6 protein-coding genes are annotated in these 13,562 nt (G+C 66.4%); 2 read left to right on the forward strand and 4 right to left on the reverse strand.

Features of this window, described 5'->3' with window-relative positions; translation table 11 throughout:
• Both EP757_RS42440 and EP757_RS42445 read right to left on the reverse strand, forming a co-directional pair.
• Nucleotides 1-2,766, reverse strand: coding sequence for a DEAD/DEAH box helicase (locus tag EP757_RS42440; RefSeq protein ID WP_127553969.1), 2,766 nt, complete (start codon nucleotides 2,764-2,766; stop codon nucleotides 1-3).
• 224 nt (nucleotides 2,767-2,990) lie between these two features.
• Nucleotides 2,991-8,429, reverse strand: a complete 5,439-nt coding sequence (locus tag EP757_RS42445) for a DUF3320 domain-containing protein (protein ID WP_127553970.1) — start codon at nucleotides 8,427-8,429, stop codon at nucleotides 2,991-2,993.
• 142 nt (nucleotides 8,430-8,571) lie between these two features.
• On the opposite strand from EP757_RS42445, the gene EP757_RS42450 reads away from it, so the two are divergent.
• Together EP757_RS42450 and EP757_RS42455 are read left to right on the forward strand one after the other, a co-directional pair.
• The gene (locus EP757_RS42450; RefSeq protein ID WP_127553971.1) at nucleotides 8,572-9,771 is read left to right on the forward strand and encodes a WXG100 family type VII secretion target; all 1,200 of its coding nucleotides are present in this window, start codon (nucleotides 8,572-8,574) and stop codon (nucleotides 9,769-9,771) included.
• Entirely contained in the window at nucleotides 9,761-10,462 is a 702-nt protein-coding gene (locus tag EP757_RS42455) for a hypothetical protein (RefSeq protein WP_127553972.1), read from the forward strand. Before EP757_RS42450 ends, EP757_RS42455 begins: the two co-directional genes overlap by 11 nt.
• A gap of 4 nt (nucleotides 10,463-10,466) precedes the next feature.
• Here EP757_RS42455 and EP757_RS42460 read toward each other — a convergent pair whose 3' ends face one another.
• The gene (locus EP757_RS42460; protein ID WP_127553973.1) at nucleotides 10,467-12,602 is read right to left on the reverse strand and encodes a UvrD-helicase domain-containing protein; all 2,136 of its coding nucleotides are present in this window, start codon (nucleotides 12,600-12,602) and stop codon (nucleotides 10,467-10,469) included.
• On the reverse strand, nucleotides 12,599-13,540 hold the full coding sequence (locus EP757_RS42465; protein WP_232050291.1) for a serine/threonine-protein kinase: 942 nt from the start codon (nucleotides 13,538-13,540) through the stop codon (nucleotides 12,599-12,601). Before EP757_RS42465 ends, EP757_RS42460 begins: the two co-directional genes overlap by 4 nt.
• Nucleotides 13,541-13,562: the final 22 nt, after the last annotated feature.

Raw genomic sequence — 13,562 nt, forward strand, 5'->3', positions numbered from 1 at the left:
TTACCGAGCTCGTCTCGGCCTGTCGCAGGAGAGGCACTCGTAGACAACCATGGGGATGCCACGGCGTGGGATCTCCTGCCGCACCAGCGGGCGCCGGCACCGGCCGCAGTCCTCACCTCGCTGCCCGGTGCCCGGTGCCGCGTCCGACTTCTTCCGACGCTGCGTACGGTTGACCAGGTCCGCGAAAGGCTTGTTCACCGTCCGCAGCACCACACCTGGATTGGGGTCGAGCAGCGAACGGCTCGCTGACCAGACGACGTCACCGATGACAGCGCTCGACTCGATGATCGGCGTACATGCCCTGACGTTCACTCCGGCACGCCGGACGTGCAGAGCCTCGACCGGCAGGAAACCCTCCCGGTCCGGCTCCACCCAGATGGTGATCGGCTCGACGTCGTCGCTTGCCCTTTCGACGGACCTCAAAGCCGGCAGCAGGTTCGGCAGATCGGCCGACGAGCCCGCCGCCAACCAGATCTCCAGGCTCTCGGCCTCCCTGATGTCCTCCTCCAGGCGCGACAACACATCATCGGGCCGCACCAGTTCCAGCGCCTCACCGGCGCCCTCGACGACCTCCTCCCACGGCAACGACTCGGCCCGGTCCTTCAGGTGCGCGAAGAACCGCCACATCGGATCGGCTGAACTGCCGGATCGGTGCAACTGCTGGAACGCACCAACGACGACGAGGTGGTCCTTCGCCCGGCTCGCGGCCACGTTCAACAGTCGCGGTCCGGCGCTTTCCGGATCGTCATCGGTGAACCAGGGGTGCAGCTTGGAGACCCCGTACCCGGTGTCGACGGTGTCGTACACGACGATGTCCCGCTCGCCGCCCTGGAAGCGATGCACGGTGGAGGCGTCCCAGGCAGGCTGGCCGAACTCATCGAGAAGCGACTCCAGCAGGCGAGCCTGGGCAGCGAACGGGGTGATCGCCGCCAGATTCCGCGTCCGTGTCGTGGCGCTGGCCATGAGCGCGCCGATCAGCTGGGCGTGCATCAGGTTGTACCGGGAACTACCTCCTTGTTTGCGTGCGGTTCGAGCCGCGAGCCCCGACGTGTCGAGCATGACCAGGTCGCCGGTCGTCCACCACGCCTTGCTGTCACGGGCGCGGGTCTTGATCCCCGGTCCGGGTGTCAGTGGATTCTCCCGGTAGAACGCCGCGCTGACGACCTCACCGATGGCCGGCCGCATACGATGCTGTTCGGTCAGGGCTGCCAGCCGTGCCGGCTTTCTGCCCTCCTGCACGGCACGCGCGATACCGGATTTCTCGAACGCGCTCTGATGCAGCCATTGACGCGCCGCTGGCGTATCCGCGACGGCGACTGGCGGCAGCTGCCGGAAATCACCGGCGATGATCGTGTGCCCGGCACCCGCCCCCGCCACGACCATGGCCAGGGCTGCGGTCGTCATGCTGGCCTCATCCAGGATGATCACGTCGAACGTGATCCCCTCAAGGGTCTGCAGCATGACTTGATGTGCTGTCGCCGCCACCACTTGAGCCTTCGTACAGATCTCCCGGCGCAGCTCGAGCAACTGACGGTCAAGATCGGCGACTCGTGGCTCTCGCTTGGCGATCTCCCTGTCGAGGCGATCCCGTTCGGCTAAATCCTCTTCGCTCAACACACCACGTTGCCGTCGCAGCTGGTCAAGACCGTGGCGTAGCGTCACGAGCTCCCGGCCGAGGTCCTTGCGCTCGGCCGCGAGCTGGCTGCCTCGGCTTGCCGCGATCTGGTCGACCAGTACCTTCTGACCGTGCCACTCGTCCCGATTGCCACGAGCTGGTTGCCCCAGCCGAACCAGCGTTCCGCCGTCCGTAGCGAGGTCCGGGCGGCGCTTGAGGACCGCCTCGACCAGCACGTCGACGGCGGCATTCGTCGGAGCGGAGAGCAGTACCTTCTGTCCACGCTCGATGAGAACGTCGACGAAAGCACCGATGGTCGTCGTTTTACCCGTACCGGGCGGGCCCCACAGCCAGGTGACCTCCGGCGTGAGGCAGCGCTTCACTGCATCGCGTTGGGCGAGGCTGAGCATGCTGGCCTCGTGCTTCTGGAGCGGCGGCAGCGGCGGCAGCATCGGCGGGGCGGAGTCGCGGGAGAGCACGGCAAGGGCGGCGTCCGGGTTGAAGCCGGTGGCACCGTTTCTCAGCTGGTGGAGTCGTTTGCTCTGCAGGTTCAGTAGCCAGGAGAGGTCGAGCCGCAGCCGGGCTTCCCGCACCGGTGGCGTCTCCGCCGGCAACGCCAGAGTCACCACCGTGCCGAACACTGAGATGACTTCCGCGTTGAGCTGCATCTCGGGCAAGACAAGCAACCCGGAGGTGCCCTCGGCCGTACCGACGTCGCTCTGAGCCTCGAAGCGCATGAGCTTCCGGTCCGCGACGGTTCCCATGACCCGGCCACCTACGAGCGGCACATCCGTCTCGGTCCGCCGCCGGGTCACGGCGCTCAGTTCTTCACTGAGCGCTCTGATCGCCCCATCCGCCGCGGCCCGCCAGCTCTCACGGGTTGCCGACTCGCGTGCCGTGAGCTGATCCGGGATCTGCGGCCGCTCAGCGTGAGAGGAGGGGGTCGAGGGTGGTGCCCATCCGCGAGGTATCCAGCGGCCGTCGTTCAGGTCGGCAAGGCCATGTGTATGACAGAGATCCCATAACCCGGAAAGATCGGTACGGAATCCGGCCTGGTTGACGGCGAGGAGCAGTTCGCCTTGGGCTACGGGCCCGGATTGCAGGGCCTGGCGCACAATTCCAACGAGCCGATCCGTGGTGCGGGTTCGCATCTCCGCCTCTCCCCCGGCACACGTCAATCGTGCCGGCGTGACGCCCGAGTCCGTTTGCGGTGATCAACTTTCTCTTCTCGGGATGGTCACGCGGAACCGTCCGTTCGTCCATGCCAGACAGCCGAGACGGACGGACTCGCCGATGTAGTGGCCGAGGGTGAACACGCGCCAAGAAATGCGTTCCGAGCGCCGGCACATGAGCGCCTACGCCCGGAACTCACATCTCAGAACCTCAGCGACAAACTTTGCCCATTCGCGGCCAGAACGCCCGTGGTTACGAGCCGATCGATGAGCCATTCCAGCCGGCGTGAAATGTCTGCGCCGCGCCGCGTCCAGCCGTAGAGCTTGGCCACGTACGCGCTCAGCTCGTCGCGGGTCACCCCGCCGGTGTCCCGCACCAGATTGGTGAGGGCAAGCTTGAGCTCATCGTCGTGGACCTGCTCGACGGTGCGGGCAAAGACGTCGATCGGGCTGCGCACCTCGGTGACCTCGACGCCGGGCAGGCGGACGAAATCACCGTCCCGGTCGAGGCCGGCTTCGCGGATCGCGATGTCGATGTTCTCCCGGATGCGCGCGCCGATCCGGCCGATGTCCCAGCTGTCGCGAAGACGCTGATGCATGACGGTGATGTGCACGGGACCTTCGACCGCGGTGATCTCCGCGACGCCGATCTTCATGGAGTGCGAGTTGCCGCGCTCCCCCGGGTCCACCCAGTACGGCAGTGGATCCACCGCTGCGATCCGATAGGGCGTCACCCAGTCCGGTTGCAGGTCGACCGCAGCGCTCTCGGTAGTGACGGCCGGCCGTTCGACGACGTCCGCCGTGTCCGACAGGAGGCCGCGGATCGGCGCGGCTACCGCCCGCTCGATCGCGGTACGCAGGCGCTCCTCCTCACCGGCCCGGTTGCGATACCAGGCGGTGCCCCAGATCCGGTGCAGCCGCCACCCGAGGCCGCGCAGCACCTGGTCGCGCAGCCGATCGCGGTCGCGGGCGACCTTGGACGAGTGGTATTGGAAACCGTCGCACTCGACCCCGAGCACGTAGACGCCCGGCCTGTCCGGATGGCGGATGCCCATGTCGATCCGATATCCGGCCGCCCCGACCTGAGGGGTCAGGTCGTATCCCCAGGACCGGATCACGGAGATGACCGATTCCTCGAACGGTGACTCGGCGTCACCTCCTGTGCTGGTGTCCAGTGCCAGTGCCGCGATGCCACGCTCGGCGTAGTCCAAGTAGCGGCGCAGGTGGCGCAGGCCCTCACTGCCGGCAGTCGCGGCGATGTCGGAGGCGTGAACGCTGGAGACGATCTCGTTGCGGAAGCGGGCACGGGTGATCGCGACGTTCAGCCGTCGCCATCCACCAGCCCGGTTCAGTGGCCCGAAATTCATCGTCGTCTTGCCGGCCTCGTCCGGTCCGTAGCCGATCGAGAAGATCATGACGTCGCGTTCGTCGCCCTGTACCGACTCGAGGTTCTTGACGAAGAAGCCGCCGAGCCGGTCGTCGGTGAAGTACTGATCCAGCTCGGGCCGGTCCTGCCGGGCCTGGTCGACGGCGTGCTCGATGGCGGCGGCCTGCGACTCGGAGAAGCTGACCACGCCGAGGCTGAGGTGCGGCCGGGTGGTGAAGTGGTGGATCACGCGCTCAGCGACCTTGGCGGCCTCGATCGGGTTGTCGCGCGACGAGCCACGCCGGTAGACGCCGCGTGCCGGGATCAGCTCGACGCCCACGTCGGGTCCGACGTCCTCGGCACCGGGGAAGGTGATGAGCTTGCCCTTGTAGAACGACGAGTTCGAGAACGCGATGAGCGCCTCATGCCGGGACCGGTAGTGCCAGCGCAGCGTGAGCGAGCGGAACGCCGCGGAGCCTTTCATGAGATCGAGCACGGACTCGAAGTCGGCGCCGTCCTCGGCTTCCTCATCCCACTCGTCACCCTCGTCGGCGGCGCCGGCGCTGAAGAAGCTGGTCGGCGGCAGCTGCTTCTGGTCGCCCGCCGTGATGAGGGCGTCGCCCCGGTAGATGCAGTTGATGGCGTCCGCCGGCGCGACCTGGCTGGCCTCGTCGAAGATGACGACGTCGAATCGCATGTCCGGTGGCAGATATTGGCTGACGGCCAGCGGCGACATCATGAAGCACGGTTTGATCGCCTGCGTGACGTGACGAGTGCGGTCCAGCAACAGCCGTACCGGCATGTGTTTCTTCTTCTTGCCTGCCTCGCGAAGAATGATCCCCGATTCGCCGACGCTGGTACGCGGACGCCGCTGGTTGCAGGATTTGATGATCCGGGAAGTCGCGTCGGTGACCAGAGTCTGATCGAGGTTTCGGTACTCGGCCACCAGCGAGTCCCGGTCCTCGGCCCTGACGACGCGCAGCGCTTCATCGTGGGCCAAGTGGTAGTCAGCCCATTCCTGGAGCAGGGCACGCTCGAGAACCAGTGGCACCTTGTCGGCGGTGACGCGTTCGGTGATGCAGAAGTCGATAGCGGTCTCGAGGCCGGCGGCGACTAGCTCGGCGCGAGCGGCCTGGTACGCGAACCACTCCTGCTGGCCCGACGTGTCCTCACTCAGGGCCGCGATGAGGTCGGCGGCTTCCTCGTAGTCACCGAGTTCGGCGGCGAGTTCCGCCCGGCGGCCGGGCTCGAAGGCGTCCGTCAGACCGGCACGGGCCTCGGACCAGCGTCGTTCGACGGCCGCCAGTTGCGGTGTCGACGCGATGCCTTCCAGCGACGCGGTCTGAGCCGCCGTCAAGCGCCCGCCCCGCGTCAGCGCCCGCATGCCGGCGGCCCAGTCCAGCGCCGTGTGGATCGCCGCCAGGTCGGTCCATTCTCCCTGGTAGAGGGTGCCGAACAGCGCCACGTAGCCGTCGTCGTGCTCGGCGAACTCGAGGTACGCCGCGTCGACGGCCGCCCGGAGCCGAAGAAGATCCTGAGCCTGCTCGACGGTGAGGTCTCGGCTCACCGCGTCGCTGACGGTGCCTGCCAGCACGGCTGCCGCGCGAAGCGGGGCCTGATGGCTGTGCAGCCACGCGGCGGCGTCGACGATCGGCAGCAGGACGAGTTCCGGCCGTGCCGCGAGCAACGGCTCCGGCGCCAGCCGGGAACGCCATTCCTGGAGCCGGGTACGGGTCTCGACGGCGACCGACAAGATTGTCGGATTCGGCGTCGCGTCACAGGCGATGTGATCGGCGAGGGTTCGCAGATCCGTCGTGCGAGCGCTCCGCAGCGCGGTGTCAGCGGTCGCGAGGGCCCGAGCGACACGGTCGAAGTCGGTGTCGCGGCCCTGGTAATAGCCGCCAAGGATCGCCGCGTGCCGGCTTTCCGCTTCGGCGAGCTCGGCGGTCGCCAGCTTCCAAGCGATGCCCTGCGGGAGTTTCTCGCGAGCCTGATGGCGGTGCACGCCGTCACGGGTGAACTCGGCAAGGGTGCGCTTGTCGGCCCAGAACGCGCCGCCCAGCTTCTTGAGACCCCGGTGATCGTGCGTGAAGCGGTGCGACAGGCTTTCGACGTCCGCGGCGAGCAAACCTTCGGTGTAGTGGGCGACGGCGGTGTCTTCGGCCTGCCGCAGGTTGTGGATCGCCGCTTGCAGCTTCTGTGCGGCCTGTGATGCGGCGGCATGGCCTTCCGCGGACAGCCACGCCCGTTCGGGACGGTCGCCGGCTAGGGCAAGGTTGGCGACGGTGAAAGTCGCCTCGGCGTCCTCGAACGACACGACCGGCGGCAGGCCGAGCATGACGGCAAGCCCGCTCAGTGAACGGCCGGCGGATTGCAACATTTCGCCGTCACGGTGGAATGTGTCGGCCACGGCGGTTGCCTGCTGCGCGGTGAGCGTCCGGACCGGCAGCGACGCGATTGGCAGGACTTGCAGAGAGGACGTGTCGACCTCGGGAATCGTGCCCGTTGCCGGCAGCCCGGACCACGGCACACCGGCGGCCTGGTCGGCGGTACGTTGCCGGTCGGCGAGCGTCTGCAGATCCGCCGTCAGCCGCTCCACGCCCTCCGTGACCTCGTCGAGTTCGGCAGCGGTCAGCCACCAGTCCGGCACCATGGCCGGGCGGATAGTGGTGTGGGAGACGATGCGGGTGAGGTCCGCGGCGTCCGACAGCCGGCTGACGTCGAACGCGGCGGCCAGGGGCGCGTGCGGCGCGGTGATGCCGGACAGCGCTTCGAGTGCCGATCCTGCCGCGTACAGGCGCGAGTCCAGCGATCCTCGATGTGCCACACCGCGCCACGCGAACGAGCGGCCCTGCACGGCGGGACGCCAGGCGCGGGCGAGCGCTGCGGCGGTGGCGCGTACCGCGCCGAACTTCTCGACCGTCAGATCGACCGGCGCGATGCCACTCATGGGCGCGGCGGGCACGTGGTGCAATCGCGCGATCAGGCCGAGCACGTCATGCAGGGAGTAGTTGAGCGGCGTCCGCAAGGCATTCATGGCCTCCGCGTAGGCGTTGAGCTCCTCGCGGCGGCGCCGGGCATTGTCGCGGTCGATCTCACTCATTCCACCCGGAGCGATGGGTACGGTCTCCAAGCCCTGCCCGAGAGCGGCCGCGACCTCTTTCCGAGTGGCCTTGTGGGAGTGCAGTTCGAGCAGGTAGGCGCTGAGTCCGACGTCGTGCAGGCGGTTGCGGACCACTTCCAGAGCGGCGGCCTTCTCGGAGACGAACAACACCCGTTTCCCGGCGTGCAGCAGTGCTCCGATCATGTTCGCGATCGTCTGCGATTTGCCCGTACCCGGAGGTCCGTCCATGACGAACGATCTTCCGTCGAGCGCGGCGGCGACGCTCGACCGCTGCGAGGAGTCGGCGTCGAGCACCAGCGGGATCCGTTCGGCGGGCATCTCCTCGTCGATCCGGTTCTCGGTGAGCTCGTCGAAGAGGAAGCTGCCACCCCCGGCGTCCCGGCCGCCGCCCACGAGTCCCTGAATCACCGGATGCCCTGCGATGGTGGTCTCGTTGTCGAGGAGATCCCGGTACATCGCCTCTTTGGCGAAGGAGAAGTAGGAGAGCGTGACCTCGTCGTTGACCCGCCAACCGGAGTGTTCGGACACGGCTTTGCGGGTCGCGGTCAGGAAGTCGGTGTAGGCGATGTCGTCGAGGTCGTCCACCGACGGGAGGGTGACCATGAGCTGGCTGAGCTTCAGCGCCAGTGCCGGGTTGACCACCGGGTCCTCGTCGGCGCGCTGCATCAGCGGGAGTTGCCGGACACCTGTCGGAACCAGGCGGACCGGGATGAGCAGGAGCGGGCTGGTGTATTTCGCCTTGTCGCCGTCGGTCCAGGTGAGCGAGCCGAACGCCAGGTAGAGGATCCACAGGCCACGATCAAGGAATTCCTGGTTGGAGCGGCGCAGGAGGTTGCGCAGGGCGGAACTGAGATCTGTGGGTGGTTTGTCGCTTTGGAGTACGTCGACGCGTAAGCGGTTGCTCCCCTCGACCTCAAGCTGCGCCTCGCCGTGTTCATCGGGCTCAGCGGTGGGCCGGAAACGGAAATAGCGATCGGCTCGCAGCCCGGCCAGAATCTCTTCGCCGGCCGGATCGAGGATGCGGATCGCGCCCGACTTACTCAGCCGGAAGTTCAGCAGCCGGTTGGTGCCCGAGAGGTTGATCAGGCTGTCACGCCATTGCCCGATGCTTGCCTTGAGCAGCCGAGCCAGTGCTGGATTCGCGTTGGCCACCGTTCAAATCCCCCGTCCGTACATCTGCACGAACGTAGAGGTGATCTTGCAATCCCACACTCGGCCATCCGGATGATCTTGGAAACGTGGATGCGTCCGCACCACGATTGAGCCGAACGACACACGTAGCGGTATATCCATCGTGACCAGTCCGCTGATCGCCGCACCTCAGGATTCCACGATCGGGATCACCGGCTTCGGGCTGCTCGAAGACGCCCACCAGATCGTCGAAGGAATCCGCGACAACAGTTGGGTAGATCTCAGCCTCGGCGGGGTGGGCGCATCACTTGATGCGTTGTCCGTCGCCATCGATCCGCTCGGCACACTCGCCGCTTGGGGCATCGGATGGCTCATCGAGCACGTGCGGCCGTTGCAGGAAGCGCTGGATTGGCTCGCTGGAAGCGCCGACGAGGTCGCTGCTCATGCCGCCACCTGGAACACCGTGGCCACATTCATGGAGGCGGCGCGGCAGGACCTCGCTGAGCGAATCAGCGCCGATTCGGCCGCATGGCATGGCGACTCCGGCGATGCCTACCGCTCCCGCGCCGACGAGCACCTCGCCGTTCTGCAGGGAATCAGCGCCGGAGCGGCGGGCATCTCGTCCGCTGTCGGAGGTGCGGGGCTCCTCGTCGCCCTGGTCCGCGAGATGGTCCGCGATCTGATCGCCCAATTCGTCGCCACTCTGGCCGTGCGGCTGCCGCAATGGCTTGCTGCGGAGGGGCTCACGCTCGGCCTCGCGACTCCGGCCGTGATCGGACAGGTAACCGCGCTCGTCGCGCGGTGGGCCGACGAGATTCAACGCTTCGTCCGTGGCCTCCTCGACAGCCTGCGCCGACTGGTTTCCAAGATCGGCAGCCTGGAGGAGATCTTCGACCGAATTCGCATGCTCGCCGAGCGACTCGGCCGGCCGAATTCTGCGGACGATGCCGGAAGCGGATCCGGCGGTAGCACGAGCGCACCCGGCCCAGAACATGGGCCGGACGGCAGGCAGCACGAGAGTGGTTCGCCGCACGCTTTCGTGGACGCCATCATCAGCAACCCGCGATCATTGGTCGGCCAATCAGCGGAGGCGATCTCGGAGAAGTTCAACGCCGCTGGCTACTCTTCCTACGTCCAGCAGTCCACGAAGAAGGGGACCTCAGGCAAAGCCGTACACGTACGGGTGAAGGACCATCCGGAGATCACCCTCATTCAAGTACACCCAGGAGGCGGTCGGCACACACCTGAGGGGTCGCCGTACTGGAAGATCTCGACGAACACCGTCGGCCGGGTCTGGGTGATACCCCACGATTTCCGGGGCGTGGAAAACTTGGTGGGGAGCGTGGTGCGGTATGACGACTAAGACAGTCAAGGTCGATCGGGTGCGGTCCGCCGCCGAGGCTGCCTCTCTCGAAGCGCACGGCGCCGACATCATCGGCGTCTGCATCGATCCGGACCCTCGCTTCGCTGATGACCGGACCATCACGGTCGAAACGGCAGTCGAGATCCGTAAGGCACTGCGAGGGACACCTCTCGCCCTCGCCATGAACCTGCATGCCGATCCGGCTGATGTCTTACGAGTCGTTGCGGCAGTCGGGGTCGAATGGGTTCAGACGATCACCACTGCGATACCGCCGCATCCTGTCCGGCTGGCATTGAGAGGGGCGGGCATCGGCATCATTTACGCCAGCATCGACATCTCTCATGACGACGATCCCAGCTGGGTCTTCAGCCGTTACGACGCCGAGCCGGATATCAACGCTGCGATGTTCCAGGTCGAGGTGCTGACGGAATATGCGAACTCGTGGGCGTTCCTGCGGGACAGCTCGCCCGAATACGAGGAGGAGTTCCAGATCGAGGACCTCGACGAGTTGGCACAGTCTCGTCCTGTTCTCACCAGTCTCGACGTGTCACCGGACAACCTCGACGAGATATTGGCGCGGTTGCCCCATGTGCGGGGCCTGTCCATGACCCTAGGAGAACAGCCCACCCGCGGAGATGTGCGATTCCATGCGCTTCCCAGAATCCTGCAGGTTCTGGAAGCGCTGCAATGACCGTCTACTGTTGCCGGCGGGAAAGGAACGGGCTGGGTGCTCCGTGCCAGAAGACTGCCAGTTCGTCGCGCGCCCGGGTGGCCGCAACGAACAGCAGTGAACGATCCCGCTGCCGTTCTCGCTGATACTTCTTCGCATCGGTGTCCCGGTACCGATTGATCATCGATCGAGGCACCAGGCCATCGGTGACGCCCGCAATGATCATCCTTTGATATTCCAGGCCCTTGAACCGGTGCATCGTCCCGACGTGGACACCGTCGCTCTCCTTTGGCCCGTCCGGCCCGATCTCGACAGTGCGGACGCCCTCCGACTCCAGGCTCTTCATGACATCGGCGGCGAGTTCCTTTGTCGGCACACAGATCGCCACGGAACCGTCCTGCGGCCTGTGCCAGTCGTCGAGCTGCGTGATGATCAGATCGCGCTCCTCGTCCCACGTCGGGGCACCGCAGAAGAACGGCTGTCCGCCTCGAAGCAGCGACCTGTAGCCGGCCAGATCCTCTTCGCCACCATCCAGATCGTCGTAGCTCTCACCGCTCATGATCTCCAACGCGGCGGCCAGGATTTGCCGGGTGGTGCGGTAGCTCAGGGTGAGCTTCGATGATCGGCCCCGGATGTTGATGCCAAGGCTGCCGAGGGTCACCTGGTTGTCATAGATGCGCTGATGCGTGTCGCCGGTGAGGAACAGGTCGTCCGTTCCTACCGGGACCATCGCCCGGAGCATCCGCCAGTGAGCGGCTGAGAGGTCTTGTGCCTCGTCCACGATCACATGCCGGTATCGGTACCCGCCGCCGGCAGCCAGCGCCATCTCCAACCCGGCCGCTCGTACCGCGACCTGACGCCAGGTCCACGAGTCACTGGCTGCCAGCCACCGCGCGAAGCGCTCGCTCAGATCCCAGATCTGGTCACGCTCGCCACGGTTGAGGTTGCGACCCCGATACGGTCGCCTGGCCTTGAAGTAGTCGTTTCGGGAGGTCAAGGCTTGCCCGAGGATGACTTGGTCCCATTCCGCGGCAAGGAAGTCAGCATCCCATCCAGTTTCGCCGACCTCCTTGCTCAGAAATTTCCGCCAGAGCTGGGGAGCCTGGTTGTCGTCGAGCTTGCGTTTCGGCGCTCGTGGCTCCTGCTCGGCGACGACACGGGCGGCCAATCGATCAACGTTGATGATGTCGACGCGCTCCAGCAGTTCGTCGCCGCCGAGGGTCGTCAGCCGAGCCTTCAGGTCAGCGGCGAGATTGCGGTTGAAGGTCGTGAGGAGGATCGGCTTGTCCGTTCCGGCCGGCAGCTGGCGTGCCAGATGGGCGACCCGGTGCAGCGCCACGATTGTCTTCCCGGTGCCCGGACCGCCACCGACCCGGGCGGGACCGCTGTAACGACGTTCCACCAGCCGACGCTGCGTCGGGTGCAGGAAGACCTGCCACCGCTCGAACGACTCGGCAAGCATGAACTTCAGCGCCTCGTCGTCGGTGGTCACCTGAGTGGCCGGCCTCTGTACCGCCGCGGCGAGGTCGTCGACGTCGACGTCGTCGGCCGTGCGGACCGGCTTGGTGACCTGCTCCAGTACCTCGTCGTAGGACTTGCCGTCGTAGAGGGCGAACAGCACATCCGTGGTCACCTGCGGCGCCCTGTCGACGAGCTGCACCAGCTCCTCTTCACTGGCGATCCGGCGGATCCCCGGCAGCAGCGGTTCGGACACTCCGAGTTCGATCAATTGGGCGTCGGTGTACGCGTCGAACAGGGCTGCCGATTCACTCTCCGGGCCGAGCACTCGCCCGATGATGCTGTCGCCGACCGGCTGGGTGTCGATCGGGTCGACTTCCATCACCTCGAGGCCACCCGTGACACGGTTGATGCGATACGCGTACCGGTCGAGGTCCTCGTAGACCGAGCTTCGGTGCTCCACGCCGATAAGGAGATAGTCCCTCTCCCCGATGTGCAGGAGCAGCGCCCTGATATCGCGTTTCACCCGAGCGGCCAGCAGACGGCTGTCGCCCTGGAGGGTCTTGAGATCCAGCCCTGGCTGCTCAGGATTGTTCCTGAACTTGTGCATGAACTCGTACACCGCCCCGATGTCGGTACGGGACAGCTTCATGATTTCTTTCTCGGCCCGGTCCATGACCCTGAGCCGCGCCTCGCCGCTCATCGCACCGCCTCGCCGTGGGAGGGCCGCTGAGGAACGGAAACCCTGCTCAGCGCGCCGGCGTACATGTGGGCGGCCCGGTTCGAAGCGGACGGGCTCATGCCTGCTGCCAGCGGAGCAAGGTCGGTCGCGTACGGCAAGAGCCGGTCATAGACGCTCTCAGCATCGACCGGCCGCTCCTGGGGCTTCTTGCGGAGGAGGTCAGCGACTACCCGTTCCAGCGGCTCCGGCGTGTCCGGGCGGGCCGAGCGCAACAGCGGCGGCACGTCGTTGACCTGACGAGCCATGACATCGTGAGAGTTCTTGCCGGGAAACAGGCGTTTGCCGGTCAGAAGCTCGTGAAGGATGCAACCGAGCGCGTACAAGTCGGTCAGAGGACCGCTGACCCCGGCCTCGATCTGTTCCGGCGCCATGTAGGCGGGGGTTCCCAGACGCGTGCCGGTCTGCGTGATACGGGAGAACTCGGCAAGGGACGGGGCGGCCGCCAGGCCGAAATCGAGCACCTTGATGCCGCCGTGCGGCTCCAGGATCAGGTTGGCCGGCTTGAGGTCGCGGTGGATCAGCGAGGCGGCGTGCGCGACGGCAAGCACCGCACAGACCTGGGCAGCGATCCCAGCCGCCCAGCCGATCGGCAGCGTCCCTTCTTCCTCGATCAGATCCTCGAGTGTCAGGCCGTGAACGCGTTGCATGACGATGAACGGCCGGCCCTTCTCGGCGCCCACGTCGTAGATCGCCGGCACGCCGGGATGCTCGAGCTTCGCGGTTATCCGCCACTCCCTCCGGAAACGGCGGCGGACCTGCTCGTCGTCGTCTCCACCCGGCAGCCGAGGAAATTTGACCACGACGTCACGGTCGAGTTTGGTGTCCCGCCCGAACCACACCTGGCCCATCGCGCCGCCCGGAAGCGGCAGCTCCTCGAGCTCATAGCGTCCGCCGTTCAATGTCCGTCCCGGCACGGCCCCT

Source organism: Actinoplanes sp. OR16 (assembly GCF_004001265.1).
Taxonomy (GTDB): Bacteria; Actinomycetota; Actinomycetes; order Mycobacteriales; family Micromonosporaceae; genus Actinoplanes.